General features: G+C 61.0%; 22 protein-coding genes. 7 read left to right on the plus strand and 15 right to left on the minus strand.

What is annotated here, in order from left to right:
• The first annotated feature begins 133 nt into the window (after positions 1-133).
• Genes JI748_RS10990 through JI748_RS11005 form a run of 4 tightly spaced genes read left to right on the plus strand, consistent with a single transcriptional unit; the run spans position 134 to position 5,213 of the window.
• Entirely contained in the window at positions 134-1,249 is a 1,116-nt protein-coding gene (locus tag JI748_RS10990) for a sialidase family protein (protein WP_201630480.1), read from the plus strand.
• Between the two features lie 21 nt (positions 1,250-1,270).
• A complete protein-coding gene (gene pdxA, locus JI748_RS10995) occupies positions 1,271-2,266 on the plus strand; it encodes a 4-hydroxythreonine-4-phosphate dehydrogenase PdxA (RefSeq protein ID WP_233280503.1) in 996 nt (331 codons plus the stop codon).
• Entirely contained in the window at positions 2,263-3,174 is a 912-nt protein-coding gene (locus tag JI748_RS11000; protein WP_201630483.1) for a dihydrodipicolinate synthase family protein, read from the plus strand. The genes pdxA and JI748_RS11000 overlap by 4 nt, the downstream gene beginning before the upstream one ends.
• Entirely contained in the window at positions 3,171-5,213 is a 2,043-nt protein-coding gene (locus JI748_RS11005; protein ID WP_201630485.1) for an MGH1-like glycoside hydrolase domain-containing protein, read from the plus strand. The genes JI748_RS11000 and JI748_RS11005 overlap by 4 nt, the downstream gene beginning before the upstream one ends.
• A 96-nt stretch (positions 5,214-5,309) precedes the next feature.
• Here JI748_RS11005 and JI748_RS11010 read toward each other — a convergent pair whose 3' ends face one another.
• Positions 5,310-6,221, minus strand: coding sequence for a LysR family transcriptional regulator (locus JI748_RS11010; RefSeq protein WP_201630486.1), 912 nt, complete (start codon positions 6,219-6,221; stop codon positions 5,310-5,312).
• A 79-nt stretch (positions 6,222-6,300) separates the two neighbouring features.
• Here JI748_RS11010 and JI748_RS11015 point away from each other — a divergent pair, with 79 nt between their 5' ends.
• Positions 6,301-7,164, plus strand: a complete 864-nt coding sequence (locus JI748_RS11015; protein WP_201630487.1) for an NAD(P)H-binding protein — start codon at positions 6,301-6,303, stop codon at positions 7,162-7,164.
• Positions 7,165-7,236: 72 nt separating this feature from the next.
• On the opposite strand, the gene JI748_RS11020 is transcribed toward JI748_RS11015, so the two are convergent.
• Entirely contained in the window at positions 7,237-8,274 is a 1,038-nt protein-coding gene (locus tag JI748_RS11020) for an aldo/keto reductase (RefSeq protein ID WP_233280504.1), read from the minus strand.
• Between the two features lie 196 nt (positions 8,275-8,470).
• On the opposite strand from JI748_RS11020, the gene JI748_RS11025 reads away from it, so the two are divergent.
• Positions 8,471-9,028 carry a TetR/AcrR family transcriptional regulator gene (locus tag JI748_RS11025; protein WP_201630489.1) on the plus strand — a complete coding sequence of 186 codons (558 nt, stop codon included), beginning with the start codon at positions 8,471-8,473 and terminating at the stop codon, positions 9,026-9,028.
• A 143-nt stretch (positions 9,029-9,171) separates the two neighbouring features.
• On the opposite strand, the gene JI748_RS11030 is transcribed toward JI748_RS11025, so the two are convergent.
• The 8 genes from JI748_RS11030 to JI748_RS11065 all read right to left on the minus strand — a co-directional run bounded on the left by JI748_RS11030 (position 9,172) and on the right by JI748_RS11065 (position 18,339).
• Positions 9,172-11,085, minus strand: a complete 1,914-nt coding sequence (locus JI748_RS11030; protein ID WP_201630490.1) for a glycoside hydrolase family 127 protein — start codon at positions 11,083-11,085, stop codon at positions 9,172-9,174.
• Between the two features lie 9 nt (positions 11,086-11,094).
• Positions 11,095-12,150 (minus strand): ABC transporter ATP-binding protein, encoded by a 1,056-nt coding sequence (locus JI748_RS11035; protein ID WP_201630491.1) that lies wholly within the window; start codon positions 12,148-12,150, stop codon positions 11,095-11,097.
• On the minus strand, positions 12,147-12,974 hold the full coding sequence (locus JI748_RS11040; protein ID WP_201630493.1) for a carbohydrate ABC transporter permease: 828 nt from the start codon (positions 12,972-12,974) through the stop codon (positions 12,147-12,149). Before JI748_RS11040 ends, JI748_RS11035 begins: the two co-directional genes overlap by 4 nt.
• A complete protein-coding gene (locus JI748_RS11045; protein ID WP_164533274.1) occupies positions 12,971-13,873 on the minus strand; it encodes a carbohydrate ABC transporter permease in 903 nt (300 codons plus the stop codon). The genes JI748_RS11040 and JI748_RS11045 overlap by 4 nt, the downstream gene beginning before the upstream one ends.
• A 72-nt stretch (positions 13,874-13,945) precedes the next feature.
• Positions 13,946-15,175: an ABC transporter substrate-binding protein gene (locus tag JI748_RS11050; protein ID WP_201630495.1), complete on the minus strand. Its 1,230-nt coding sequence runs from the start codon at positions 15,173-15,175 to the stop codon at positions 13,946-13,948.
• Between the two features lie 111 nt (positions 15,176-15,286).
• Positions 15,287-16,324: a LacI family DNA-binding transcriptional regulator gene (locus tag JI748_RS11055; RefSeq protein WP_233280505.1), complete on the minus strand. Its 1,038-nt coding sequence runs from the start codon at positions 16,322-16,324 to the stop codon at positions 15,287-15,289.
• A gap of 75 nt (positions 16,325-16,399) precedes the next feature.
• A complete protein-coding gene (locus JI748_RS11060) occupies positions 16,400-17,296 on the minus strand; it encodes a sugar phosphate isomerase/epimerase family protein (protein ID WP_201630499.1) in 897 nt (298 codons plus the stop codon).
• The gene (locus JI748_RS11065; RefSeq protein ID WP_201630501.1) at positions 17,293-18,339 is read right to left on the minus strand and encodes a Gfo/Idh/MocA family protein; all 1,047 of its coding nucleotides are present in this window, start codon (positions 18,337-18,339) and stop codon (positions 17,293-17,295) included. Before JI748_RS11065 ends, JI748_RS11060 begins: the two co-directional genes overlap by 4 nt.
• A 157-nt stretch (positions 18,340-18,496) precedes the next feature.
• Here JI748_RS11065 and JI748_RS11070 point away from each other — a divergent pair, with 157 nt between their 5' ends.
• A complete protein-coding gene (locus JI748_RS11070) occupies positions 18,497-19,555 on the plus strand; it encodes a LacI family DNA-binding transcriptional regulator (protein WP_201630503.1) in 1,059 nt (352 codons plus the stop codon).
• A gap of 95 nt (positions 19,556-19,650) precedes the next feature.
• Here JI748_RS11070 and JI748_RS11075 read toward each other — a convergent pair whose 3' ends face one another.
• The 5 genes from JI748_RS11075 to JI748_RS11095 form a co-directional block, all read right to left on the minus strand.
• Entirely contained in the window at positions 19,651-20,343 is a 693-nt protein-coding gene (locus tag JI748_RS11075) for a hypothetical protein (protein WP_201630505.1), read from the minus strand.
• On the minus strand, positions 20,343-21,386 hold the full coding sequence (locus JI748_RS11080) for an ABC transporter ATP-binding protein (RefSeq protein WP_201630507.1): 1,044 nt from the start codon (positions 21,384-21,386) through the stop codon (positions 20,343-20,345). The genes JI748_RS11075 and JI748_RS11080 overlap by 1 nt, the downstream gene beginning before the upstream one ends.
• A gap of 4 nt (positions 21,387-21,390) precedes the next feature.
• Positions 21,391-22,233, minus strand: a complete 843-nt coding sequence (locus JI748_RS11085; RefSeq protein WP_201630509.1) for a carbohydrate ABC transporter permease — start codon at positions 22,231-22,233, stop codon at positions 21,391-21,393.
• The gene (locus tag JI748_RS11090) at positions 22,223-23,140 is read right to left on the minus strand and encodes a carbohydrate ABC transporter permease (protein WP_233280506.1); all 918 of its coding nucleotides are present in this window, start codon (positions 23,138-23,140) and stop codon (positions 22,223-22,225) included. The genes JI748_RS11085 and JI748_RS11090 overlap by 11 nt, the downstream gene beginning before the upstream one ends.
• Before the next feature lie 95 nt (positions 23,141-23,235).
• Positions 23,236-24,504: an ABC transporter substrate-binding protein gene (locus JI748_RS11095; RefSeq protein WP_201630511.1), complete on the minus strand. Its 1,269-nt coding sequence runs from the start codon at positions 24,502-24,504 to the stop codon at positions 23,236-23,238.
• Between the last annotated feature and the right edge of the window lie 20 nt (positions 24,505-24,524).

Genomic DNA, 24,524 nt, shown 5'->3' on the forward strand with positions numbered 1-24,524 from the left:
ACATGTATTTCTATAACTACCATACCAGTAGCACAAGTGGTGTCAGTCGCTTGTGTTCTGGCCTGTCTCTTGGTACTTCGCCCATCTGATAAGCTTGAAAAATCACTTTACAACTTTAGTCGAGGAGGATGCTGTGGCCCATTCTGAGGTGAATACTGATGGCAAGATCGCCGTGCTGGGGAATGACGCCGGGCGCGAAGAAGCCTTTCTGCCCATCCATGTCGCCCAGTCCCATGCAGCCTTCCTGCTGACGCTGAAAAACGGTGATATCGGGTGCACCTGGTTTGCCGGTACTGAAGAAGGCAAGCCAGATGTCTCGATCTACTTTTCCCGCCTGCCAGCCGGTGCATCGGCATGGGAGCCCGAGATCAAGATATCGGATGATCCTGATCGCTCGGAGCAGAACCCGGTCCTGTTCGAGACACCAGCGGGTGAACTTTGGTTGCTCTACACAGCGCAGATCTATGGTGGACAGGACACTGCCATCGTGCGTCGCCGCATCTCCCGCGACGGCGGGCTGACCTGGGATCCGATCGAAGTCCTGTTCGACGAGCCGGGCACTTTCATCCGCCAGGCCATGGTGGTGCTTTCGAGCGGTGAATGGATCCTGCCCATCTTCCACTGCCTGCCCGTACCCGGCGAGACCTGGCATGGCCAGAACGATGTCAGCGCCGTCAAGATTTCCACCGACAATGGCCTGAGCTGGACGGAACACAGCGTACCCGACAGCAAGGGCGCGGTGCACATGAACATTGTCGAGCGCCAGGACGGCACGCTGCTCGGCCTCTTCCGCAGCCGCTATGCCGACAACATCATGCAGTCGATTTCGTCCGACAAGGGCCGTACTTGGTCTGCCCCTTCCCCGACCTTATTGCCGAACAACAACTCGTCCATACAGTGCCGCCGCCTGCCGGATGGCACGCTAGCCCTGGTCTTCAACAACATTGCCGCAACCCAGGCCGTGCGCGATGAAGCGAAGGACGGTCCAATCTGGGGCGTTCCCCGCACGCCGCTTTCCATTGCTCTCTCGATGGATGAAGGCCGCACCTGGCCCCATATCCGCGACATCGAAGTGGCCCCGACACCTGCACCCGACCTCAATCCCGACAAGCCGGACCGTCGGGCGCGCGAACTCTCTTATCCGACAGTGACAGGCGATCACGAAGGGCGCATCAACGTGGCCTTCACCTATTTTCGCAAGGCCATAAAGTTTGTGCGGATCCGTCCGGAATGGGTCAAAGGCGCCTAAGACCTTCAAGGGAGAATGCGCATGGCTGACCAAGCCGAAATGCCGATCGCCATAACCATGGGCGATCCAGCCGGGGTGGGTGCCGAGGTCATCGTCAAAGCGGCGGCCGAACTGCCCGCTGCCGAACGCGCCGGTTTGCTGGTTGTTGGATCGGCGGAGACGCTGGAACGCGCCATCGCCGCGACCGGAGTGGACCTGCGGCTCGTGACTGGCGTGGTCGAGGATGATCGCGCCTTGCGGCTCGACGCTGTCGAGGTTCCCGGCACGCCATTGCCGTTCGGAAAGCTCGATCCGGTGGGCGGGGAGGCAAGCTATCGCTTCATCGCCCGCGCAGTCGAGCTGGCGCAGTCGGGGCGCGCTGCCGGCATCGTCACGGCTCCGATTAACAAGGAAGCACTTAACCTCGCCGGGCACCACTTTGATGGGCATACCGGCATGCTGGCGCACCTTACAGGTTCGCGCTCGTCCTTCATGCTGCTCGCCTCGGAGCGGCTCAAGGTCATCCACGTGTCCACCCACGTGTCGCTGCGCGATGCCATTGGTCGCGCCACGCCGGAGCGGATCCTCGAAACCATTCGCACCGGGCATGCCCATCTGGTGCGGACCGGCTACAGCAAGCCGCGCATCGCCGTTGCCGGCATCAATCCGCATTGCGGGGAAAACGGGCTTTTCGGCCGCGAGGATGACCTGCAGGTGGCGCCCGCCGTGGAGATGGCGCGCCAGGAGGGCATCGACGTTGTCGGCCCCATCTCCGCTGATACCCTTTACTATCGCGCCTATTCCGGGGCCTTTGACCTGGTAGTGGCTCAGTACCATGACCAGGGCCATATCCCGATCAAGCTCGTCGCCTTCGACACTGCGGTGAACGTGTCGCTTGGCCTGCCGATCGATCGCACCTCCGTCGATCATGGTACGGCGTTCGATCTTGCCGGCACCGGCAAGGCCAAACACGTCAACATGCTTGCCGCCATCGCTTATGCCCGCAAGCTCGCCGACAACAAGGACCAGGCCAAATGAGTATTCGTGGAGTTTTCAGTGCCGCTGCGACGCCGCTCAATACGGACCTCAGCCCCGATCATGGCGCCTTGGCTGCCCACTGCCGGCAGTTGCTGGACGACGGCTGTCACGGCGTTGCCATGCTCGGCTCGACCGGGGAGGCGAATTCGTTTTCGGCCGATGAACGCCGCGCCATGCTGGAAGCCGTTGTCAGATCCGGCATTTCACCCGATCAGCTCATGCCCGGCACCGGCCTGTCGGCGCTGCCCGAAACTGTTGCACTGACCCGGCATGCCCTTTCGCTGGGCGTTACTAAGGTCGTCATGCTGCCGCCCTTCTATTACAAGGGCGTCAGCGATCAGGGGCTGTTTGTTGCCTATTCGCAGGTGATCGACGCGATTGCCGACGACCGGCTGCGCGTCGTGCTCTACCACATTCCGCCGATTTCGCAGATTCCGCTCAGTCATGAGCTAATCGCCCGGCTGTGTGAACGCTACCCAAACACCATTGCTGGGGTAAAGGATTCAGGCGGCCAGCTCGAGCATATGGCGAGCCTTGCCAAGACCTTCCCGCAACTTGCGATTCTCGCCGGCGCCGATCCATTCCTCCTGCCGCTGATGCAGGCTGGCGGCAGTGGCTGCATCACGGCGACGTCCAACCTTGCGGCGCGCCAATTGCGGGTCGTGTTTGACAAGCATGCAGACCCGGCGGCCACGGCCGAAGTCGAAGCCGCTCAGAGGCGGATCATTGCTCTTCGCGAGGCCAGCAACAGCTTTGCTCAGATCCCCACCATCAAGGCGATGATTGCCCGCCGCAATGATGCACCGGGCTGGCGGCGGATGAGGGCTCCATTGGTTGCCTTGACCGATGCGCAGGCCGATCAGCTCGCCACCATTCTCGAGGGCGTCGACCAGAGCCATCCGGCATGATGATTGTCGACGACCTGCTCCGTACCGGGCGCCGCGGCCTGCGCACAAGGCCTGGCAGCCTGCTGCTCGGACCAACAGGCGCCCGGTTGTGGGCAGAGATGCTGCATGACGCGCCAGGGTTTACCGGCGCCATAGATTTCATTCACAAGCTCAACATGCCGATGCTGTTCGGCATCGCCTATGACCAACCGCAGGCGCCGCTGCCTTCAGAAGTGGAATGGCGGCCGAGCCATCTCACGACGCGAAGCCGGTTCGGAAGCCTCGAACTAGAAGAACGCCGTTTTGTGACCTGGGACGATGAAGCGGTATCGCTGCAGCGCTGGCACAATGATGGCGCTGCGCCAACGCAGATCCGGCTGCTCACGGACGATCAATGGGTGACCGTGGGAGGCGAGCACGCCACGGGCGAGCGCCTCATCGAACCACATCAGTTCACCCTTCGCGTGCAGATCGGCACAAGCCATCCCGCGCTTTGGTCAGGCATCACGCTTGCACCGGGCGAGACGATCGAGTTCGTCGTCGCCGCGGCGGTCGGTACTTCCGACGAGGACACCTGGCCCGCCCTGACGCGAAAAGTCGAAAGGCTCGTCGCCCAGCTCAGCCAGTCGCTGCTGGCGCGGCAAGTCGCCGACTACCAGTCCTGGTTCGATGCCGTGCCGCATTTTACCAGCAGCAGTCCCGTTCTCGACCGGCTTTATGCCTATCGCTGGTTCTTGCTGCGCCACAACCTTGCAAAGCCCGGTCGCGCCCCGCTCGATGGGACCTACTTTTACGAAGGCCGGTCGCACAAGATGAGCAAGACGGCGTGGAAGCCCGAGGGCTGGGAATTCAGCAAGCTTATTCCGCTATCGACGCCGATGCATCTGATCGAAGCGCGCTGGCACCACGATGCTGGACTTGGCACCGGCGTCTACCCGCTGCTGGCCGAAGCACAGCGGGAAGATGGCCAGTTCGATGCGCGCACCCTCAGTCGCGTCATCCATCCCTATGCCAATTTCCTCGGCTGGGGCAGCTATCAATATGCGCTGGCGCAGGGCCTAAGCGAGGTGCTGCGAGAGGCCATCCCGATGCTCAAGCGACAAGTGCTGGGAGAGGCAGAGTTTCTGGCGACGGGCGAAGACAACCTGCCGATCCAGCAGCGGCATCAACTCACCGGCAAGGAATACCAGCCCAGCTACTGGTACTTCCACGATTACCCCGATGATCCGCTGGACCAGTCCACCTACACGCCGCTCAAACGGGTTGACCGTGCGATCTATCACCATCTCAACGCGCGCGGTGTCGCCGGCCTTTGCCGGCTGGCCGGGGACAGCGAGGCGGATCGGTTCGACCAGCTCGCGGAAGATATCGCCCGGGACGTGCTGACAAAGCAGTGGGACGGCGAGACCGGGTTCTTCTACGACCTTCATCACCAGACCGACGAAAAGGCCATGGTGCGAAACGTTGTCGGCTTTTACCCCTATTGGGCAGGCTTAACTGGCGAGGAGCATCTGCCCGGCTTCCTCGAAGCACTAGGCCCGCATCACTTCGATACGCCCGCCCCGCTTCCCTCGGTGTCTCCAGAATGCCCGGTGTTCCAGTCCGGCGGCAGTTGGAAAGGGCACTTCCTCAAGGGCCGTAATGGCTGCATGTGGGATGGGCCGACCTGGCCCTATACCAACAGCGTCGTCATCGACGGCATAGGTGCAGTCAGCCGCGCCAATGGTCACCAGCACGACGACCTCTTTGCCCATTTTTTCTGGAAATATGCGCTGCTGCATTTCCGCAATGGCGATGGCGAGACGCCGTATCTGGTCGAGCATTATGACAGCATGACCGGCGAGCCGATCAGCGACGAACCCGATTACAACCATTCCTACTTCGTCGACCTGATCATCCGGCAGGTGGTTGGCATCGAAATAGCTGATAACGGCGACATCACCGTGGACCCCATCGACGTCGGTCTCGAGTTCTTTTCCCTCGAACGATTAAAGGTTCAAAACCAGATGGTTGAAGTGAGCTTCTCCCGGCAGAACGGAACCAGCATACGGGCTGTTTGAATTGCGAGTGCTTGGTCACAGCAAGATCAAGAAAATGGGCGGCCGACCGCGGTCGGTCTCATTAGCTCATTGCCGGCGTGAGAAGCAGCTGCCGCGCTATCGATCCAGCCCGCTCAGTCGCTGGCAGGTGTCAATGAAGGCCCGCAAGGGTGCCCCGGCGAAACGGCTTGGATAATAGAGCCGCGGGCCGTCAAGAGTTACCCAGAACGGCTCAAGGATGGGTACCAGTGTGCCAGCCTTGAAATCAGCATCGCACCAGTTGCGAAAAGCGCCAATGATCCCGAGTCCGGCGCGGGCGTAGGCAAGACCACCGCTGACGGCGTTGACGCTGATGACGAGGGCAGACAGCGGCTCGACTGTGATGAATTGCGCGTCCTGCCGCAGCCGCCAAGCAAGCAGCGTGCCCCCATTGAGCCGGTACCGAATGCCGGCGTGCCGGGTAAGGTCGTCCGGCGCTTGCGGCATGCCGTTGGCTTGCACATAGGCCGGCGATGCCGCGAGCGCCAACTGCTGCAGGCGTGGCCCGATGGGGATGGACACCATGTCCTTGTCAAGGTGGGCGCCATAGCGGATACCGGCATCGCATCCCGCCGCGATGATATCGACGCGATCATTATCGACCACGATCTCAACCTCGACCTCAGGATGCAGCCTACGGTACTCGGCCAGCAAAGGCGGCAGAATATCTGGAACAACGGCTCCGGGAACATTGAGCGAGAGCCTGCCCCGGACAGTTCCCATGGAATTGGCTGCTTCGGATACAGCCGTGTCCATGCCTTGGAACAGCGGCCGTATTTGATCGGCGAGGCGCTGCCCCTGCTCGGTTGCCCGCACACTTCGGGTTGACCGTAGCAGCAGCGGCACCCCTAGGTCAGCTTCTAGCCGCGATATTGTTGTGCTGATCCGGGATGGCACTGTGCCAAGTCGCTGCGCGGCCGCACGAAAGCCGCCGCTATCCAGTACAGCCAGAAAGATCTTGAGGTGATCCGGCGACGGACTGTTCTTCATCAAGAACAACCTATTCTCCACACGGCAGATTTTCAACGCATGCCAGAACAGTCAGTGTCTGTCTAACACGGAGACAGACATGTTCATTATAAGTGGCGCCACAGGGCAACTCGGTCGCAAGATCGTTCAAAATCTGTTGCAGCACGTCCCGGCGGAGCGCATCGCCGTCAGTGTGCGCGACCCCGCCAAGGCAGACGATCTAGCAAAGGCAGGCGTGCGCGTTCGCCAGGGAGACTATGGCGACGCCGCAAGCCTGCGCCATGCGTGGGAAGGGGCGACTCGGCTCCTGCTCATCTCGTCGAACGCGTCGGCTCATGGGGGTGATCCGCTGGCGCAGCACGCTACAGCAATCGCCATTGCGCGGGAGCTTGGCGTTCAGCGCCTCTTCTACACGAGCCAGATTGCGAGTTCTGCCAACTCGCAGTTCCCTCCGGCGAGGACCCACGCTGCAACCGAACAGATGCTGGCTCAATCGGGACTGGCCTGGACCGCAATGCGGCACGGTTTTTATGCAGACAGTGCGCTCGCCATGAATGCACGCGGCTTCGCCAGCGGCAACCTATCCGCCCCCGCGGACGGCAAGGTGTCCTGGACGACCCATGACGACCTGGCAGCAGCCGATGCCATGCTCCTCGCCGGCAAGGATATATACGACGGCCCAACCCCGGCCCTAACCGGCACCGAAGCGCTTGACCTCGCCAATCTTGCCGAAGCTGCCCAGACTATTCTGGGCAAGCCGGTGGTTCGTCGCGTGCTTGATGACGCAGACATGATCTCGTCTGCAGAGGCTTCAGGCGCGCCGTCAGACCGCATCGCGATCATGATGGGCTATTATAGGGCTGCCAGAGACAGGGAATTTGCTCACGTCGATCCCACACTCGCCAGGCTCATCGGCCGCCGCCCTCAATCGATGCGCGAGTTCATGGCTGAACGGCTCAGATAGCGGCAGCGGCATATCGATCGCTAGATAGGGTGTGGCGAAGGTAGACAGGCACATCGCCAGCCGGCGCGGATCCTACTCGTTCCAACCAGCGACCTCATGGCCGCCAAACAGCATCGATCGCAAACCGCGCATGGTGAGGCTGGAGCTGAACGTCGGCAGTGGCGCGCTGGCCTCGTTCAACCGTTGGGTCTGGCTTTGGCTGAAGCGTATTTCAGTGGCCGCGATGTTGCTTTGCAACTGAGCTACCTTGCTGGCGCCTATCAAGGTCGATGCTACGCCAGGGCGCGCCATAACCCAGGCCAGCGCAGTTTCTGCCATCGAGCGATCCAGCTCGGCTGCGACCTCGCGCAAGACCTCTAAAATGGCCCAATTCTGATCGGTGAATTTGCTGTTGCCGAATGGATTGGGTCCGCTCAGACGGCCCGAACCGCCGGTATCTGCCCTGTTGTACTTGCCGCTGAGGAAGCCACCCGCCAGAGGGCTCCAGGGCAGGACACCCATGCCAGCCTCGCGGGCAACCGGCAGATGTTCGCTTTCCACATCGCGCGCCACCAGCGAATATTCCAGTTGCATGGCGATCGGGCCGGGAACACGGCGTTCCGCCGCTATGGTTGCAGCCTTCATCGCCAGCCAGGCTGGCATGTCGGAGAAGCCAAAATATCGGATCTTGCCGGCAGTAACGAGGTTGCCCAGGGTTTGCACGATCTCCTCGACTGGGGTCACGCCATCCCAGACGTGCATCCAGTAGAGATCGATGTAGTCGGTTCCGAGACGCTTCAACGACTGTTCAAGTGCGCGGTGAATGTTCTTGGCTCCTGCGCCGCCAGCATGAGGATTGCCTCCCCTGCCCCGCGGTGCCGTCAACGGGCTCGATGAGGCGTTGAAGCCAAACTTGGTCGCCAGCACGATTTCGTCGCGTGAGCGGGTCTCCCTGATGAACTTGCCAACCAATTCTTCGCTGACGCCTCCAGAGTAGATATCTGCGGTATCGACAAAATTGCCGCCGCCGTCGCGATAGGCATCGAAGATAGCCCGCGAGGTCCTCTCATCGGCGCCGAACGGCCCCGGGCCAAACGTCATCGTGCCGAGAGCCAGCGGGCTGACGACCAAGCCGGAACGTCCAAGGGTTCGAAAATCAGTGAGAGGCATGGTTCTAATCCATAGCGATCGATATGAAATTAGCTACTTCCCTTGTACCGATGGGTCAAGCACTTTATTAGTGATCGTTATGAAACCAGATGCTGTCCCTGCGAGAAGAACCGGACGACCATTGTCCTTCGATCGAAAGCACGCGCTCGAACAAGCGATGCTGACCTTCTGGCGCTATGGTTACGAGACAAGTTCGATCAGCGACCTAACTGCGGCCATGGGCATAACTGCGCCAAGCCTCTACACTGCCTTTGGCGACAAGAAGCAGCTCTTCCTTGAAGCGATGCGGCTCTATGCCGGCTCACCCTACGATATGGAGCAGGCGTTATCGGACGCCCCGACGGCGCGCGAGGCTGCGGAGCAAATGATGGTGGCTGCAGTTGAAGCTTTTACTGGTGAACTGACGCCGCGCGGCTGCTTGCTGGCCAGTGCTACGGCAAGTGGCTCGGAAGCATCAGCAGAGGTGCAGCGCGAGGTAGCGCAGGTGCGGCACCAGATACAGCAGCGGATCAAAGAGCGGATCGATCGAGATGTCACCGCAGGCCTATTGCCGGATAACACCGACAGCGAAGGTCTCTCCGGGTTGGCCATTGCAGTTATTCAGGGACTATCGGTCTTGGCTCGGGACGGCGCAGACCGTTCGCACTTGATGGCCATAGCGCGAGCCGCGACAAACGCCTGGCCGACGCCAGTGCCAAGCACCCGCGATCTCTAAATCTTGTCCACGGGCTAAGCAGCGAACGCCAGAGAAGTAGTCTCATCCGTGCCGATCAAACGCGCTGCTTTGACCGAGGCCCGCACAGACTGCACGGGCCTTTCTTTTTGGCGCTCCCGAGCCCCCAACGTAGAGTGGCAATTTTAGTTTACGGCTTCAGGCACCCAGACAACCATGGAACCCTGTTCACGATTGGCCCAAAGAAAATACGGAAGAGCGGTGAGTGTAGATGGTGCCTCGTGCGGCGGGGTAGTTCGGTAGAGCTGGTGGAAGTCTGCTTCATCAATGGAGACGGCTTGGGCCTTAAGGGTCACAATGCCACCGAATAGATCGCTCCTCGTTTCCGCGCGCAGTTCCGCGTTGCGCGGCAGCTTCAAGCGCTGCACCCGGCCGCCCGGGTTGTCGGTTTCTTCGAGGCAATAGACCAGGGGACCGCGCTTTAAAGCGACGCGACCGGCGTCCATGATGACGCCAGGATGGGCGTAGAGGCGGACCGGGGGCATGGGCAGGTCAAGGGCGATGACATCGCCTTTCTGCCATTCGCGGTTGAGGGTCAGATAGCCCTTCTCGGCAGTGGAAAGATCGATGGTTTTCCCGTTCACCGACACGCTCACGCTTTCGCTCCAGCCTGGAATGCGGAGTTTGACGTCGAAGGTGGCCGGCGTTTCAGGATCGACATGGATCTTGATGTCGCCCGACCAAGGATAGGTCGAGACCTCGCGCAGGGACACTTTGGTGCCCGCGATTTCCACTTCCGAAGCGATACCGCCATAGAGGTGGAAGGCGACACCGTCTGCGGCGGTGGACAGGAAGTACTGGCCGACAGACGCTACCAAACGCGACACGTTCATGGTGCAGCAGGGGCAGGTGTGCCATTCCCAGCGCGTCGGCGTGCCATCGCTCTCAAGCGGATTGGCATAGAAATAATGCTCGCCATCGCGGCTGAGGCCTGAGAGTGCGCCGTTGAACATGGCGAGCTCGAGAATGTCGGCATATTTGCCGTCGAGATCGAGATGCAGCATGCGCTGCGCCCAAAAGATCAGCGCCACCGAAGCGCAAGTCTCGGCATAGGCGGTCTGGTTGGGCAGGTCGAAATCGTGGGTGAAGCCTTCGTTGTGCGCCGATGGGCCAAGACCCGCCGTCACATACATCTTGGTTTGCATAACGTCGTCCCACAGCACTTCGCAGGCACGCTTGAGATCGGGATCGTTGAGCTCGGCGGCGAGGTCAGCCATGGCGGTATAAAGATACATGGCGCGCACGGCGTGGCCGACGACCTTTTCCTGATCCCGCACCGGCTTGTGCGATTGCGAATATTCGTAGTTGCCGTGGACATAGGGCTGACGCGTGTCGCCACCCTCGCGCCGCTCGCGCTCGATGTCGAAATAATGCGGCGGCTGCTGGCCGCGCTCGTTGATCATGTAGGTGGCGAAGTCGAGATGCTTGCGCTCGCCGGTAAGGTAATAAAGCTTCATCAGCGCCAGCTCGATTTCCTCGTGACCGTCATAGCCGCGCCGCTGGTCGGGCCCGGTGCCGAAGGTGGCGTAGATGTGGTCGAGGTAGCGTTCCATGATATCGAGGAAGCGCCGGCGACCCGTCACCTGGAAATAGGCCACGGCACCCTCGAGCAGGTGGCCGGCATTATACATTTCATGGTTGTCGCGCAGGTTGGTCCAGCGCTTTTCAGGCTCGCGGCCCAGATACCAGCAGTTGAGATAGCCATCGGGCGCCTGCGCCTTTTCGAGGTCGTCGATGGCCGCCTCGATCTTGGCTTCGATATCGTCGTCGCGGCGATGCGCGAGGGCATAACTTGCCGCCTCGATCCACTTGCCGACATCGCTGTCCCAAAACACCTGGACCGTAAAGCCATTGGCGTGACGCGGGAAACGCAGCGGCGGTGGCGGCTGGGGGAGTTTTAGGGAGTCGAGGATGCCGTATTCGCCGAGCTTCCTGTGCTGGCTGGGCACCGTGCGGGCAAGGACAGTATCGAGGCGCTCATGCCAGAATTGGCCTTCGAGCTTGACCTCGGGAAAGGGAACAGGGGCGTAGCGGGACATGGTGGGGCCTTAAAGTGCGATACCGGTCGTGGGATCGAAAAGGTGGACTTGGGCTGGGTCGATGCGCAGGCCGACACGGTCGCCGGCGGCAAGGTCGGTTCGCTCGGACTGGACGAGCTGAAAGCTGCCATCTTGTGAGGTGAGATAAGTCGCCGAGCCCGTGGACTCGACCGTTCCGACATCGCGGTGGAAGGTCGCCGCATCATGGCTGACAACAAGGTGCTCCGGCCGCACGCCGGCGATCACCGCTCTGCCCGGCTCGAGCCGACGGGTCAGCGGCAACGTGCCACCGGCATCGAGCATAACGGCATCGCCGCTCCCGGCGATCTTGCCGGCCAAGAAGTTCATGGCCGGAGAGCCGATGAAGCCGGCAACGAAGCGATTGACCGGCCGGTCATAAAGGTCGAGTGGCCTGCCCTGCTGCTCGATAACGCCATCGCGCATGACCACGACCCAATCGGCCATGGTCATGGCTTCGATCTGGTCATGGGTGACATAGACCGAGGTGGCGCCAAGACGATCATGTAGGGCGCGGATTTCCTTGCGCATTTGCACGCGGAGGGAAGCATCGAGGTTGGACAGCGGCTCGTCGAACAAGAACGCCTTGGGATTGCGGATGATGGCACGGCCCATGGCGACGCGCTGCCGTTGCCCGCCCGAAAGCTGGCGCGGATAGCGGCCGAGCAGATGCGTCAGCCCCGTGGTTGCCGCGACCTCCGCCGCCTTCTGCTTGGCTTCCGCCTTGCCGACGCCGTGGAGGCGCAGCGAGTAGGTGAGGTTTTCCTCGACAGTCATGTGCGGGTAAAGCGCATAGCTCTGGAATACCATGGCGATGTCACGGTGGCGTGGCGGCACGCCGGTCATCTCCTTGCCGGCAATGCTCATGCGGCCAGAAGAAATGGTCTCAAGCCCGGCAATGGAGCGCAGCAGCGTGGACTTGCCGCAGCCCGAGGGCCCGACCAGGGCGACGAAGCTCCCCTTGGGAATCGTCAGCGAAATGTTCTTGAGGGCGTAGAAGCTGCCGTAATGCTTGTCGATGCGGTCAAGCTCGATCTGGGCGGTCATTTGAGGGCTCCCGAGGTGAGGCCGGAAACGATGCGGCGCTGCAGGATGACAAAGGCGACAAGGATCGGCGTCACATAGATCGCTGAATAGGCCATGATGGCGTTCCAGTCGGTGGAATTGGGCCCGAGGAACCCCGAAAGTCCGACGCTGGCGGGCTGTTGCGAAGGGTTCTGGATGATCGACTTGGAATAGATGTATTCGCCGAAGGCGCTCATGAAGGTGAGGATGGCGCAGACGAGAATGCCGTTGCGCGCCAGCGGCAAGACGATGTTGAAGAAGGCCCCGACGCGGGAATTGCCATCCACCAGCGCCGCTTCCTCCAGCTCGCGCGGCACGCTCATAAAGGTGGCGCGCACCAGGACGACGAAGAAGGGCATGGCCTTGGCGGCGGCCGCCAGCACCACTGCAGTGCGAGGAAAGTTGAGCAGGCCAATCTGGTTGAAGCCGACAAAGAGCGGCGTGATCATCACGGAGGCCGGCAGCACCTGCAGCATCAGGATGGCGAAGAGGCCAACGTCGATCCAGGGATTGCGATAGCGGGCGAGCACATAGGCGCAGCCGGTGCCGAGCACGACGGTGATGAGCGTCACGCCGCCTGCAATCAGCACCGAGTTCCAGAGATAAGTCGGCATGGTGCGCCGGGTCCACACATCGGCGAAGACGCCAAGGTTCGGGTTTACCGGCCAGAAGGTGGGCGGATTGGCGAAGATTTCCGAGCCCGATTTGATGGAGGTGACATACATCCAGTAAAGCGGGAAGAGGTAGATCGCGGCCAGTGCCAGCGCCACGACCAGCAACAGCCAGGGGGTGTAAGTCCTTGTCATCCGCGCACCTCGTGGCGGGTTGAGCGCACATAGATGACCGAGGCGAAAAGAACGAGCAGGAACATCATCACCGAGACGGTTGCGCCCTTGGCGAAGTCATAAAGCTGGAAGCTCAGCTGCCAGGACCAGTAGCCGGCCACGTTCGAGGTGTTTGCCGGACCGCCCTCGGTGAGCGCGGGAAAAAGATCGAACTGCTGCAGCGTGCCGATTAGCCCCAAGGACAGCACTGCGCCGATGGTGGAGCGCATCATGGGCAGGGTGATGGTCCAGAAGCGCTGGAAGGCATTGGCGCCATCGAGCTCTGCGGCTTCATAAAGATCGCGCGGAATGGCGGCGAGACCGACCGAAAGCAGCAGCATGTTGAAGGCAAGACCCAGCCAGATATTGGCGATGATCACGGCCCAGATGGAAAAATTGGGGTCGGACTTCCAGAAGACATTGGAGCCGATGATGCCGAAACTGCGCAGGATGACGTTGAGCACGCCATAGTCGCCGGCAAGGATCAGGCTCCAGATGCCGCCGACCACGAGGCCCGGCATGACCCAGGAAACGAGGAAAAGGCCGCGAATGGTCGAGGCGCCGGGAAAGTTCTGCGCGAAGAAAAGGGCCAGAGCAAAACCCAGCACGAATTGGCCGGTCATCGAGCCGAAAACAAAGATCAGCGTATTGCGGGTGACGAGCCAGAATTCAGGCTGCTGCACAACGGCAACATAGTTGTCAAAACCTACAGCGGGGCGGAACAGCGAGCCCAGGGTGAACATGTCCACCTGCTGGAAACTCATCAAGACGTTGTAGACCAGCGGCGCGCCGGCAAGCGCCAGAAGAAAGAGCAGAGCTGCGCCGACCAGGATGATATCGAAACCGATACCGTCCCTGAGCCCGCTGAAATATCGCGACACCGAAAGCCTCCGTGACCTTGCCTGAGAAAAATGCCGGCCAGAGCGAACTCCGGCCGGCCCAGTCAGGGAGGACTACTGCTTGAAGATGGTGTCGATGGTGGTCTGCGCCTGGTTGAGCGCGTCCATGGCCGGCATCTGGCCGGTCAGGGCCTGCTGTTCGGCGTCATAGATGGCCTTGGAGATTTTCTGCCATTCCGGGTGCGGGCCGCGCGGCTGCGCGTATTGCAGCTGGTCCTGGAAGACGACCAGTGCCGCGTCCTTCTTGGCTTCGCCGGTGACCGGCAGTGCGATATCGCCGCGGGCCGGCAGGTTGCCGAATTCGGGGAAGATACGGTCTTCCTGTTCGACGAAATATTCGAGAAGGCGGAAGGCTTCATCGGGGTGCTGGGTATTAGCCATGATGCCCCAGTTGAAACCGCCCAGTGCCGACGATTTCTGGTCGTCTTCGTTGATGGTGGGGAGCAGCGCCACGCCCCAATCGAACTTGGCGTCTTCCACCATGCGGTCGATTTCCCACGGGCCGGAAATGGCCATGGCAGCATTGCCGGAATTGAAGACGCCGGTCGAATCCCACTGGCCGAGGCTCAGCACGTCGCGGCTGGCATAGCCATTGTCGATCAGGCCCTTCCAGATATCGAGGACCTGGGCTGCGCCCTCGGTATTGACCTTGTTGGCGCCGCCACCCGACATCTGGATGATGGGGAGGAACTGGAAAGTGCCTTCTTCGCCGGCACGGGCCGAGAAAGTCACGCCATAGACGTTGTTGGCCGGGTCAGTGAGCTTGGCGGCATCTTCAGCCAGTTCAGCCCAGGTGCTGGGCGGCTCGGAGATCCCGGCCTTGGCGAAAAGGTCCTTGTTATAGAAGAGGCCGATTGTGTCGGTATATTTGGGCAGGCCATAAAGCTTGCCTTCCCAGGTCACGGAATTGAGCGGGCCTTCGAAATACTCGGCCTTGCTGATGATCTCCGAATTGGCGACGCGATCGGTGATGTCGAGCATGGCGCCGCGCGACGAGAAGAGCGCAAAATCGGGATTATCGAAGGAGACGATGTCGGGCGCATTGCCGGTCGCGAAGGCGCGCAGCGTTTCGTTGACGATCTCGTCAAAGGGAATGGCGCGATATTCGACGACGATGTCGTCATTGGCCTCGTCGAATTCCTTGGAGAAAGTGTCGGCAATGCCGGTCCGGTCGACACCGTCGATGGACCAGACTTTGAGCGTCACCTGTGCATAGGCGGGCGTGGCCGCGACCAATGCGCCAAAGGCGAGACCGGCTAATAGACCGAGCTTGGTAAACTGCATTATATCCTCCCTTGCGGCCTTGGCCGCGTCCTGTGCCGTTTTGGATTTCCTCTTTCCAGACGGCGCTTTCCTCCGCTGCCATGGGCACGCCAATGCCTGTGGCAGCACTCCCTAAACCTCCTGAAGCACCTCTTCTTCCGCGCGGTTCGCGACACGGTCGCTTCCGCAGGATTGGCGCAACACGAGCTTGCATGGCAGCGTGCGGATGCCCGGCTCGACCGGCTTGCCCTCGGCAAGGTCCAGGATCAGGCGTCCGGCTTCGCGGCCGAGTTCCTTGAGATTCATGTCGATCGTGGTGAGCGGCGGGCGCGTCGCCGCCGAGACGATTTCCCAATTGTCGAAACCGACCACCGAAACCTCGGCAGGCACATCGATGCCGCGCTCGCGCAGCGCATCGACGACGCCGCGGGCGATCTGGTCATTGCCGCAAAAAATGCCGTCTGGCCCATTGAGCTGTGCCCAAAGTTTTGCGACGGCCTCATGCCCCCAGGCTTCCGACCATGCGCCATACAGCACCTTGGCGTCTTGGCCCGCCGAAGCTCGGAAGGCCTCGGCGCGGTTCTGGACGGAGGCGAAGCTATCCGGCCCGGTGACATGGACGAGGCGGCGACGGCCATGGGCCAGCAGGTGCTCGGTGGCTTCCCGCGCACCTTGCCTATCGTCGGAAACCAGCGTCACTGCATCGGCCGGACCTTCAGTAAAGGCATAAACCACCGGCACGGGGAGATCGGACAGATCCACCGGCAGGCGGCGGTCGATGCGCTTGCCAGTGGCGATGATGCCATCGACCTGCTTGTCGAGCATGGCATCGACATGGATTTTGCCGAGCGCCGCATCGTCCTCGATCCCGCACAGGAAAACCGATACGCCCTGGTCGACCAGCGCTTCGTTGATGCCGGCCATCACCGGCAGGGTGAACCGGCCATAGGTGTCGTTGGTCAGAAGTCCGATAGTAAAGCTGCGCTGACGCGTCAGCGCCCGCGCCATGGCATTGGGCCGGAACCCCAGAGCGGTGGCCGTTTGTTTGACGCGGGTGCGTGTCGCCTCGGTCATCCTGCCAGTATCGTTGAGGGCCTTGGAAGCAGTCGCAACGCTGACGCCAGCCACGCGGGCGACGTCATAGATGCGAATGCGCTCAGCCTTTGCCACGTCGGCGTACCTCAAAGGAAAACCCTTTTCTCACTCTTGGTAAAACGGTTTCTCATATTTGGTCAATAGTCATACTTATATGTGGACAAAACTGCCGCCGCGGGCATTCTGCAGGTGTTTGAGCGCGTAAAGCTGCCCGGTCATTTCCAGTTCGTCGCGATAAACCGGATCGTGCCAGCCTTCGATGTCGATCGAGCCTGACCATCCAGCCAGACGCAGCTCGGAAATGATGTCGGTCCAGTTGCTGTCGCCAAAGCCGGGCGTGCGCATGAAGACGAAGGGCAGCTTGCCGAATATGCCGTGCTCGCGAATGACGTCCCAGCGGATGGTCGCGTCCTTGCCGTGCACGTGGAAAATCTTGTGCGCCCATTTGCGGATCTGCGGCAGCGGATCGATCAAGTAGACCATCTGATGGCAAGGCTCCCATTCGAGCCCGATGTTGTCCTGCGGCGTCTCGTTGAACATCAGCTCCCAGGCGTCGGGATTGTGGGCGATGTTCCAGTCGCCGGTCTGCCAATTGCCGTCCATGGCGCAATTTTCGAAGGCGATGCGGACGCCCTTGTCGGCAGCGCGCTGCGCCAGTTCGGTCCAGACCTTTCTGTATTGCGGCAGGCTGTCGGTCAGCGGCTTGCCCCGCACCCGGCCAGTGAAGCCAGCGACACAGGTGGCGCCGAAGTGGTGGGCGTTGTCGATGCAGTCCTTCCAGCCCTGGAGGGTCTGCCGGTCCATCTCCTGGTCTTCGAGCGGATTGCCGAACATGCCGATGGTCGAAATGGTGATGTCGCGATCCCCGATCGCATCGAGGCTGCGCTTGCCGAGTTCGGCAATGTCCTGGCCATTGGTGGTTTGCCAGAAAAAGGGCTCGAAGCTTTCAAAGCCCTGGTCGGCAATCTCGGCAATGCGCTCGGCGGCCTTGCCGGACGAGGCAGAAATCATGGTGCCGATGCGAATGGTTTTTGCAGGATCGCTCACTTGGTCTGTCCTAGGTCGATAGTGACGCGCTGGCCGGTTTTTGCGCTTTCGATCGCGGCAAAGACCATGGCGAGGCTCTTGATGTTGTCGGTAGAAACCGTTTCCGGCTGCCGACCGCTCTCGATGGCGTCGAGAAACTCGGCGATGACGCTGGCATGGCCGTGCGTCTGGTCCTCATCTGCCGGCGGCGGGACGTCCATGGTTTCAAGTTCGCGGAAAAAGCCGGTGTCGCTGGCGGCGACCTTGGCATCGAACCTTTCGTCTCCATCCCACAGCAGCGTGCCCTTACTGCCGACGACGCGCCATGAGCTCTCCCACGACGTGTTCGCGCCTTCCGCAGCCCAGGAGCCGCGATAGTTGAAGACGACATTGTCGGCAAATTCGAAGATCGCGTTGGCGGCAGCGCCGTGGCGGTACCAGGAGCCCGGCGGATTGGTCTCGAGGCAATAAACCGCCTCAGGCAACTTCCCTGACATGAAGCGCGCGGCATCCAGCGTATGGATGGCCATGTCGAGCAGCAGCACGTTTTCCATCTCGTCGCGAAAGCCGCCGAAATGGGCGCCGATGAAGAAGTCGCAGTTGAGGCTCGCGAGCTCGCCGATGGCGCCGCTCTCGATCAGCCGGCGAATGCGCCGCACGCCCGAGATGAAGCGCCGGTTCTGCACCACCGCATGAACGCGCCCGGCCGCCTCGGCCTCGGCGATCATTTTTCGACCCTCGTCGAGACTCGTCGCCATCGGCTTTTCGCTCAGGACGTGGCAGCCATGGCGGAGGCCGGTCGCCACCACACCGTCGCGGGCCGCCGGGATGACAACGTCGAACAGGAGATCGGGCTTGGTCTTCTCCAGCACGGCATCCAGGTCGGTCCCGACCACCGCTTCTGCCAAGCCGAACTCCGCCGCCCGCGCCTCTGCTGTCGCGCGGTGGAGATCGACCAGGCCCACGACCTTCACCCGCCCCTGCAGCAGCGGGTGCTCGGAAATAGCCGACAACCAGCCTTTGGACATGCCGCCGCAACCGGCTAGCACCGCCGTAAACACCAAGATTTCCTCCCTGGGCCTCGCGCGCCTGCCATCTATCGCAGCTTTCGGCACAATGTCCCGTAAACGTTTACGACGCTATTCTTGGCAGACCAGACGTGTCAATACGAAATCGTAAACGTTTCTGGAGCCAACCAGAACGGTGGAGATCCTTGTGGAAATGACCGGCATCAGGCGTCTCGCGCAGGAGCTCAACGTCTCGATTGGCACGGTGTCGCGCGCCCTGAATGGCAAACCGGACGTCAACGAGGAAACGCGCAAACGCGTGCTCGAAACCGCCGCCGCCATGGGCTATGTCGCCAACCAGGCCGGCCGCGCCCTGCGAAAAGGTTCGACGGGCGTCATCGGCTTCATGATGCAGACCGGCCACGAAATCACCGGCGAGGGCGACGTCTTCTTCATGAGCGTTTTCGATGGCGTGCAGACCGTCTTCGCCCGCCATCAGCTCGACCTCGTCGCCCTCCTTTGCTCATCGGAAGAAGATCCGGACGCCTACATGCAGCGCGTCGTCGCCCGCGGTTTTGCCGATGCCCTGATCATCTCGGCGACCAAGCGCGAGGATCATCGCATCGATTTTCTCGCCAGCCGCAACATCCCGTTCATTGCGCTAGGCCGGTCCGAAACCGATGCCGGCCATCCCTGGCTCGACCTCGACTTCGAAGGCATGGCGGAAGTCGGTGTATCAAGGCTAATCGACAAAGGGCATCGCCGGATCGGCATTTCGGCGCCGCTTGATGACACCAATCTGGGCTTTGTTCTGGTGGATGCCTATCAAGAAGTGCTGGCTCGACACGGCATTCAGTTCGACCCTGACCTTGTGTTCCGCGCTAACCCGAACGAGCGCGGGGGCCATGCCATTGCTCATGCCATTGCCGCTATGCCGGACGATCGGCGTCCCACTGGAATTTTGCTGACCAACGAGGTCATGTCCCTTGGGCTTTACAATGGTCTATACGAGGTTGGTCTCCCCCCCGGGCAAGCCATTGCCGTTATAGGCCGAAACAGTCCGCAGGCGCATTTTCTTGTTCCGAAGCTGACCTGTTTCACGCTGTCCTTGCGCGAACTCGGCATATCCTTGGCAGAAGCGCTATTGGCGACCATGCCGGGTTTTCGGGAGCACTATCCGCTAGGCACCGTCCGAAATGTCGTATCGTTAGAGCTTTTGGTCGGTGAGAGCGACGACCTTGTCGTGGAGACTGGTTCGCCCCGTCCTGCTTGACCCAAGATCACACGTCAGCGCCCAAACCTGCTGAAAGCTGCATGCCGAGAGCGGATACTGGCCGGCACTCTAAGCTACGCCATTTTAGACCACCTTTAGCGCAGCCTGCGTGTTTGCTCTACTATGCCCGCGACAGCGCGATACATGCTGGCCGTGGTGTCGCCGGTAACAATCGCGCCCAGCAATGGCGCCGCAACACCAATGTCCTTTAGAGCCGCCGCGTCCTCGGGCGTGAGTTGAAGCTGGCTTGGTACAATAACAGGAACGTCCACCGCATCGACGATCTCGCGGTATTTCTGCAGATCAGCGTCCGACATGTTTGTACGATAACGTTCGAACGGCATGATCGAGGCTTCGATGATGCAGCCGGGAATGGCGGCAATCCTGCTCACATCTTGCGCACCGCTGGTGGAGGCGAGTGCCGGCATTGGCCGCAGCTTGGACCGGAGCAAGTGTGGCTGCAGGTGGTCGACATAGACGTTGAAGCCTTTAAACCCCAAGTCATGGAGCGCGTCCATCTCCCCTTCGGTCGGGACGGTTTCCTGGCCGGCCATAACCAGCAGCGGGCAGCCGAGCTTGCTCAGTTCTTCAAAGAATGGGCGCTCCTCAGTAAAAGAGCCAAAGGTGGTTCCCGTAGCGCGGTGATAGGCGTTGAGATGGGTCTTGATGGCCGTGGCACCGGCGTCGAGCGCCGCCTTGGCGAGATCGAGATCATGGCGTGCCAGCGAAACGATCACCGGAAAGCTGCCGTCGACCAGCGAGCGATAAAACGGGGTCTCGGCGTACATCAGTTGATCCTTTGACCCTGAGCATCGAAAAGGTGGATGGAGGAGAGGTCGGGCTGGATGCGGATGGTTTGGCCTGGTGCAACGCCGATCCGCTCGCGGAACACACCGATAATCGTGTGCTCGCCCAGAGTCATGGTGACCTGGGTTTCCGAGCCGGTGGGCTCGATCAGCAGGACCCTGGCTTCAAGGCCTGCAGGATCAAGCATCAGATGTTCTGGCCTTATGCCATAGCTTGCCTGTCCAGCGGCGGCTACGCCCTCTGACAGCGGCAGGGTGACGCCCGCGGCCAGAAAACCCTCCGGGCCGATGCTGCCGCCGATTATGTTCATGGCCGGTGAGCCAATGAATCCTGCGACGAAGAGATTAGCGGGACGGTCGTAAAGCTCCAGCGGAGCTCCGATCTGCTCCACTCGGCCGGCATTCATCACCACAATGCGATCTGCCATGGTCATGGCTTCGATCTGGTCATGCGTCACATAGACAGTGGTGACACCGAGCCGCTGATGGAGGCCTTTGATCTCGCCGCGCATGACGACGCGCAGCTTGGCATCGAGATTGGAAAGTGGCTCGTCGAACAAGAACACCTGCGGGTTGCGCACGATGGCGCGGCCCATGGCGACACGCTGCCGCTGGCCGCCGGAAAGCTGGCGCGGATAGCGGTCGAGCAGGTGCGAAAGATCGAGGATATCGGCCGCCCATTTCACCCGCTCGGCGATCTCGCTCTTGGAGGCGCCGCGGTGTTCGAGCGAGAAGCCCATATTGGTGGCGACGGTCATATGCGGATAGAGCGCATAGTTCTGGAACACCATGGCGATGTCGCGATCCTTCGGCTCGAGGTCGTTGACCACCCGATCGCCGATGGCGATTTCGCCCGAGGTGATGGTTTCCAGCCCAGCGATCATGCGCAGCAAGGTTGACTTGCCGCAGCCGGACGGTCCGACCAGGACGATGAACTCGCCATCGGCGATCTCGACGTCGATGCCATGCAGCACATTGACATCGCCATAGGACTTGCGCGCGGCGGAAAGGGTAACGGGTGCCATGGGATCAGCCTTTCAGACCGGTATGAGCAAGACCTTCGACGAACTGTTTCTGCGCCACGATGAAGACCAGCAGCACCGGGATAGCCGTCATGGTGGCGGCCGCCAGCTGGATGTTCCACATGGCGCCGCCATAGGCGTCGGTGAACTGGGTCAGCGCCTGTGGCAGGGTGAACATGTGGGTGGAGGACAGGAACACGATTGGCTCGAGATAGAGGTTCCAGGAGTGGAGGAAGGTGAAGATGGCCACCGCGCCGAGCGCCGGCTTGGCGAGCGGCAGGGCTATGGTCCAAAAGATCTTGAAGCGGCCAAGGCCATCGACGCGGGCGGCTTCCTCGAGCTCGCCGGGCAGCGAGATAAAGAACTGGCGCATGACGAAGGTGGCAAACACCGACGGCGCACCAAAGATCGGCACAAGGATCAGCGGCCAATGGGTATTGATCATGTTCCAGCCCAAAAACATCTGGAACAGCGGCACGATGGTGACTTCGGAGGGGATCAGCAGGCCCAGGAGGACCACCATGAATAGGGCATTGCTGAAGGGAAACTTGATCCGGGCAAAGGCGTAGCCAGCCATGGATGAGACCACCATGGTGCCGACGGTGACGATCGCGGCGATATAGGCCGAGTTCCAATACTGCCTTCCGAACGGCTGCAGTTCGAAGACGCGCTGATAGGTCAACCAGTCGAAGCGGCGCGGCCAGAGGTCCGGCGGAAAGGCGAAGATGTCGCTGATCGGCTTGACCGACGAGGTGATCATCCACCACGTCGGAAAAACGAAGGGGATCAGCAGCACGCACATGAGGCCGTAAAGGGCGACCTTGGCGCGGGGCGAAAGCTCAGTTTTCATAGAAGACGATCCGCTTGCGCATCTGCCACTGGATAAAGGTGAGCACCGCGACGATCAGGAAGAGAAGGATCGACAGGGTCGAGCCATAGCCGAAGAAGTTGAACTGGAAAGCCTGCTGGTAGAGGTAATAGACCAGCACTGTTGTGGAGACGCCGGGCCCGCCCTTGGTCAAGATCGCGATCTGGGCAAAGACCTGGAGCGACCCCACGATGGTGATGATCGAGGTCAGAAGGATCGTCGGCGAGATCATCGGCAGGGTGATGCGGCGGAATTGCTTGAAGCGACCTGCCCCGTCGACGCGTGCGGCCTCGTAGAGTTCCTTGGGCACGCCTTGGAGGGCTGCAAGGAACAGGATCATGTTGAGGCCAACGTTCTTGAGCACCTGCACCACGACCACCGAGACCATGGCGGTTGACGGGAGGCGCAGCCAATTGGGGCCCTCGATGCCGATCATGGCCAGCATGCCGTTGATGCCGCCATTGGCCTGCAGCAGAAAGCTCCAGACGATGGTCCAGGCGACCAGCGACACAACCACTGGCGAAAAGAATAGCGTGCGGAAGACGACGATGCCTTTGAGCTTTTGGTCGAGCAGCACGGCTAATAGCAGCGCCAGGCTCATGTTGAGGACGACGAGGCCGGCAGAAAACACGGCGGATGCCCAGAGCACCTGCGGCAGGTTGGGATCACGCAGCAGGAGCTGGTAATTGGCATCGCCGACAAAGGTGAAGGTGTTGGCGAGCACGTTCCATTCGTGCAGCGAATAGTAAAAGACCAGACCCAGCGGGATCAGCACGAAAGTAATGATGCCCAGCAATTGCGGCGCGATGAACAGATAGCCTGCTGCGGCGTCGCGGCGGTGCATCGTCCAGAACGCTGGCTTACGCTTCGTGTCGATCGGCTGAGACATAGTTGGTCCTCAGGTCTAGCTTGGGTTCCACCGCGCCGCCGAGACAGCGCGGTGGAAGAACAGGATGGGAGCTGACCTGTTCTGATGGGCGCGCCTTAGCGCATCAGCAGCGGGTTGATGCTGGTGCAGACATTGCCCAGCACGGCAGGCACGTCGGCATCGGCGACCCAAAGGGCGTCGAGAGCGGCGCGCACGCTTTGCTGGATCTGGGCAAAGTTGGTGCGCCCGGCGATCACCTGGCCATTGGTGATGCCGTTGACCACCACGGTTTCGATCTGCTCAGGCGTCAACAGCGGATTGGTGGCGGACAGCGTTTCAGTGTTGAGAAGGCTTGCGCGGGCCGGCGGGAAGAACTGGGCCAGCTTCTGGCTGTTTTCCGGATTGGTCATGTAAGCGAGAAATTCGACCGCCGTTTCGGTGTTGGGGCGATTGGCGAAGACGCCGACGCCGGCCTGGCCAACCACGGAATAGGACCCCGCCGGACCTTCCGGCAGCGGCACCAGATCCCAATCGAAACCATCCTGCGGCAGCAGCGACGCACGCGAAATCTGCGTCACGGTCATTGCAGCATCACCGGCAAAGAAGTCGACGTTTTCGCCTGGACCCGGGATCGAGCCATCGACGAAGACTGCATTGTGGAAGGCTGTCATGGCGTCGATCATCGGCTGATCAGCGAAGGTGCAGGTCTTGCCGTCGGCGCTCCAGCTATCGGCGCCCCATCCACGCCAGAACGAGGTGAGGTTCTGCCAGGTCTGGTAGTTGAAATCGCGGATCACAAGGCCTTCATTGCCTGCATCGGCTACGGCCTTGGCAGTGGCAAGAGCGTTGTCCCAGTTCCATTCACCGGCTTCGATCAGCTCAGCAGGCGTGCGGGCGCCTGCTGCAGTGATGAGGTCGTTGTTGGAAAAGACGGCGAATGGCGAGGTCGAGAACGGATAGGCATAGAGCTGGCCCTCGCGGGTCCACAGGGCCGTTGCGCTTTCGGTGACGTCGTCGAGTTCGTAGCCATCGGTGGCGCCGAAAGCGTCGGTCAACGGCGCGAGGGCATTGGAGGTGACGAAATCGGCAGCGCTGGTCTCAAAAATCCAGGCCAGGTCAGGTGCGTTGCCGCCAGCGATCTGGGTGGTCAGCGTCGTGGTGTAGTTTTCGAACGGCAGCGGCTCGAAAGTGACGGAAACGTTGGGGTGCGTTTCCGTAAAGCCTGCGGCGATCTCGTTGAAGAGGGCCAGGTGCGCTTCGTTGGCGCTCCAGATGGTCATGCGCAGGTTGACTGCATCCTGCGCCCAAGCAGTGCCGGACGCTGCAAGCGGCAGCAAAATGGCAGCCAGTGCAGCTGTGTTCTTGAGATAGGCGAATTTGGACATGTGTTCCTCCTGTTGTCCCT

The organism is Devosia rhizoryzae (assembly GCF_016698665.1).
In the GTDB taxonomy this organism is placed as follows: domain Bacteria; phylum Pseudomonadota; class Alphaproteobacteria; order Rhizobiales; family Devosiaceae; genus Devosia; species Devosia rhizoryzae.

What these genes read in the sequence shown, in the direction of transcription:
- pdxA (WP_233280503.1), top strand. Translation starts at nt 1,271, where the DNA reads ATGGCTGACCAAGCCGAAATGCCGATCGCCATAACCATGGGCGATCCA.
- JI748_RS11000 (WP_201630483.1), top strand. Translation starts at nt 2,263, where the DNA reads ATGAGTATTCGTGGAGTTTTCAGTGCCGCTGCGACGCCGCTCAATACG.
- JI748_RS11005 (WP_201630485.1), top strand. Translation starts at nt 3,171, where the DNA reads ATGATGATTGTCGACGACCTGCTCCGTACCGGGCGCCGCGGCCTGCGC.
- JI748_RS11010 (WP_201630486.1), bottom strand. Translation starts at nt 6,221, where the DNA reads ATGAAGAACAGTCCGTCGCCGGATCACCTCAAGATCTTTCTGGCTGTA.
- JI748_RS11015 (WP_201630487.1), top strand. Translation starts at nt 6,301, where the DNA reads ATGTTCATTATAAGTGGCGCCACAGGGCAACTCGGTCGCAAGATCGTT.
- JI748_RS11025 (WP_201630489.1), top strand. Translation starts at nt 8,471, where the DNA reads ATGCTGACCTTCTGGCGCTATGGTTACGAGACAAGTTCGATCAGCGAC.
- JI748_RS11030 (WP_201630490.1), bottom strand. Translation starts at nt 11,085, where the DNA reads ATGTCCCGCTACGCCCCTGTTCCCTTTCCCGAGGTCAAGCTCGAAGGC.
- JI748_RS11035 (WP_201630491.1), bottom strand. Translation starts at nt 12,150, where the DNA reads ATGACCGCCCAGATCGAGCTTGACCGCATCGACAAGCATTACGGCAGC.
- JI748_RS11040 (WP_201630493.1), bottom strand. Translation starts at nt 12,974, where the DNA reads ATGACAAGGACTTACACCCCCTGGCTGTTGCTGGTCGTGGCGCTGGCA.
- JI748_RS11050 (WP_201630495.1), bottom strand. Translation starts at nt 15,175, where the DNA reads ATGCAGTTTACCAAGCTCGGTCTATTAGCCGGTCTCGCCTTTGGCGCA.
- JI748_RS11070 (WP_201630503.1), top strand. Translation starts at nt 18,497, where the DNA reads ATGACCGGCATCAGGCGTCTCGCGCAGGAGCTCAACGTCTCGATTGGC.
- JI748_RS11075 (WP_201630505.1), bottom strand. Translation starts at nt 20,343, where the DNA reads ATGTACGCCGAGACCCCGTTTTATCGCTCGCTGGTCGACGGCAGCTTT.
- JI748_RS11080 (WP_201630507.1), bottom strand. Translation starts at nt 21,386, where the DNA reads ATGGCACCCGTTACCCTTTCCGCCGCGCGCAAGTCCTATGGCGATGTC.
- JI748_RS11085 (WP_201630509.1), bottom strand. Translation starts at nt 22,233, where the DNA reads ATGAAAACTGAGCTTTCGCCCCGCGCCAAGGTCGCCCTTTACGGCCTC.
- JI748_RS11090 (WP_233280506.1), bottom strand. Translation starts at nt 23,140, where the DNA reads ATGTCTCAGCCGATCGACACGAAGCGTAAGCCAGCGTTCTGGACGATG.
- JI748_RS11095 (WP_201630511.1), bottom strand. Translation starts at nt 24,504, where the DNA reads ATGTCCAAATTCGCCTATCTCAAGAACACAGCTGCACTGGCTGCCATT.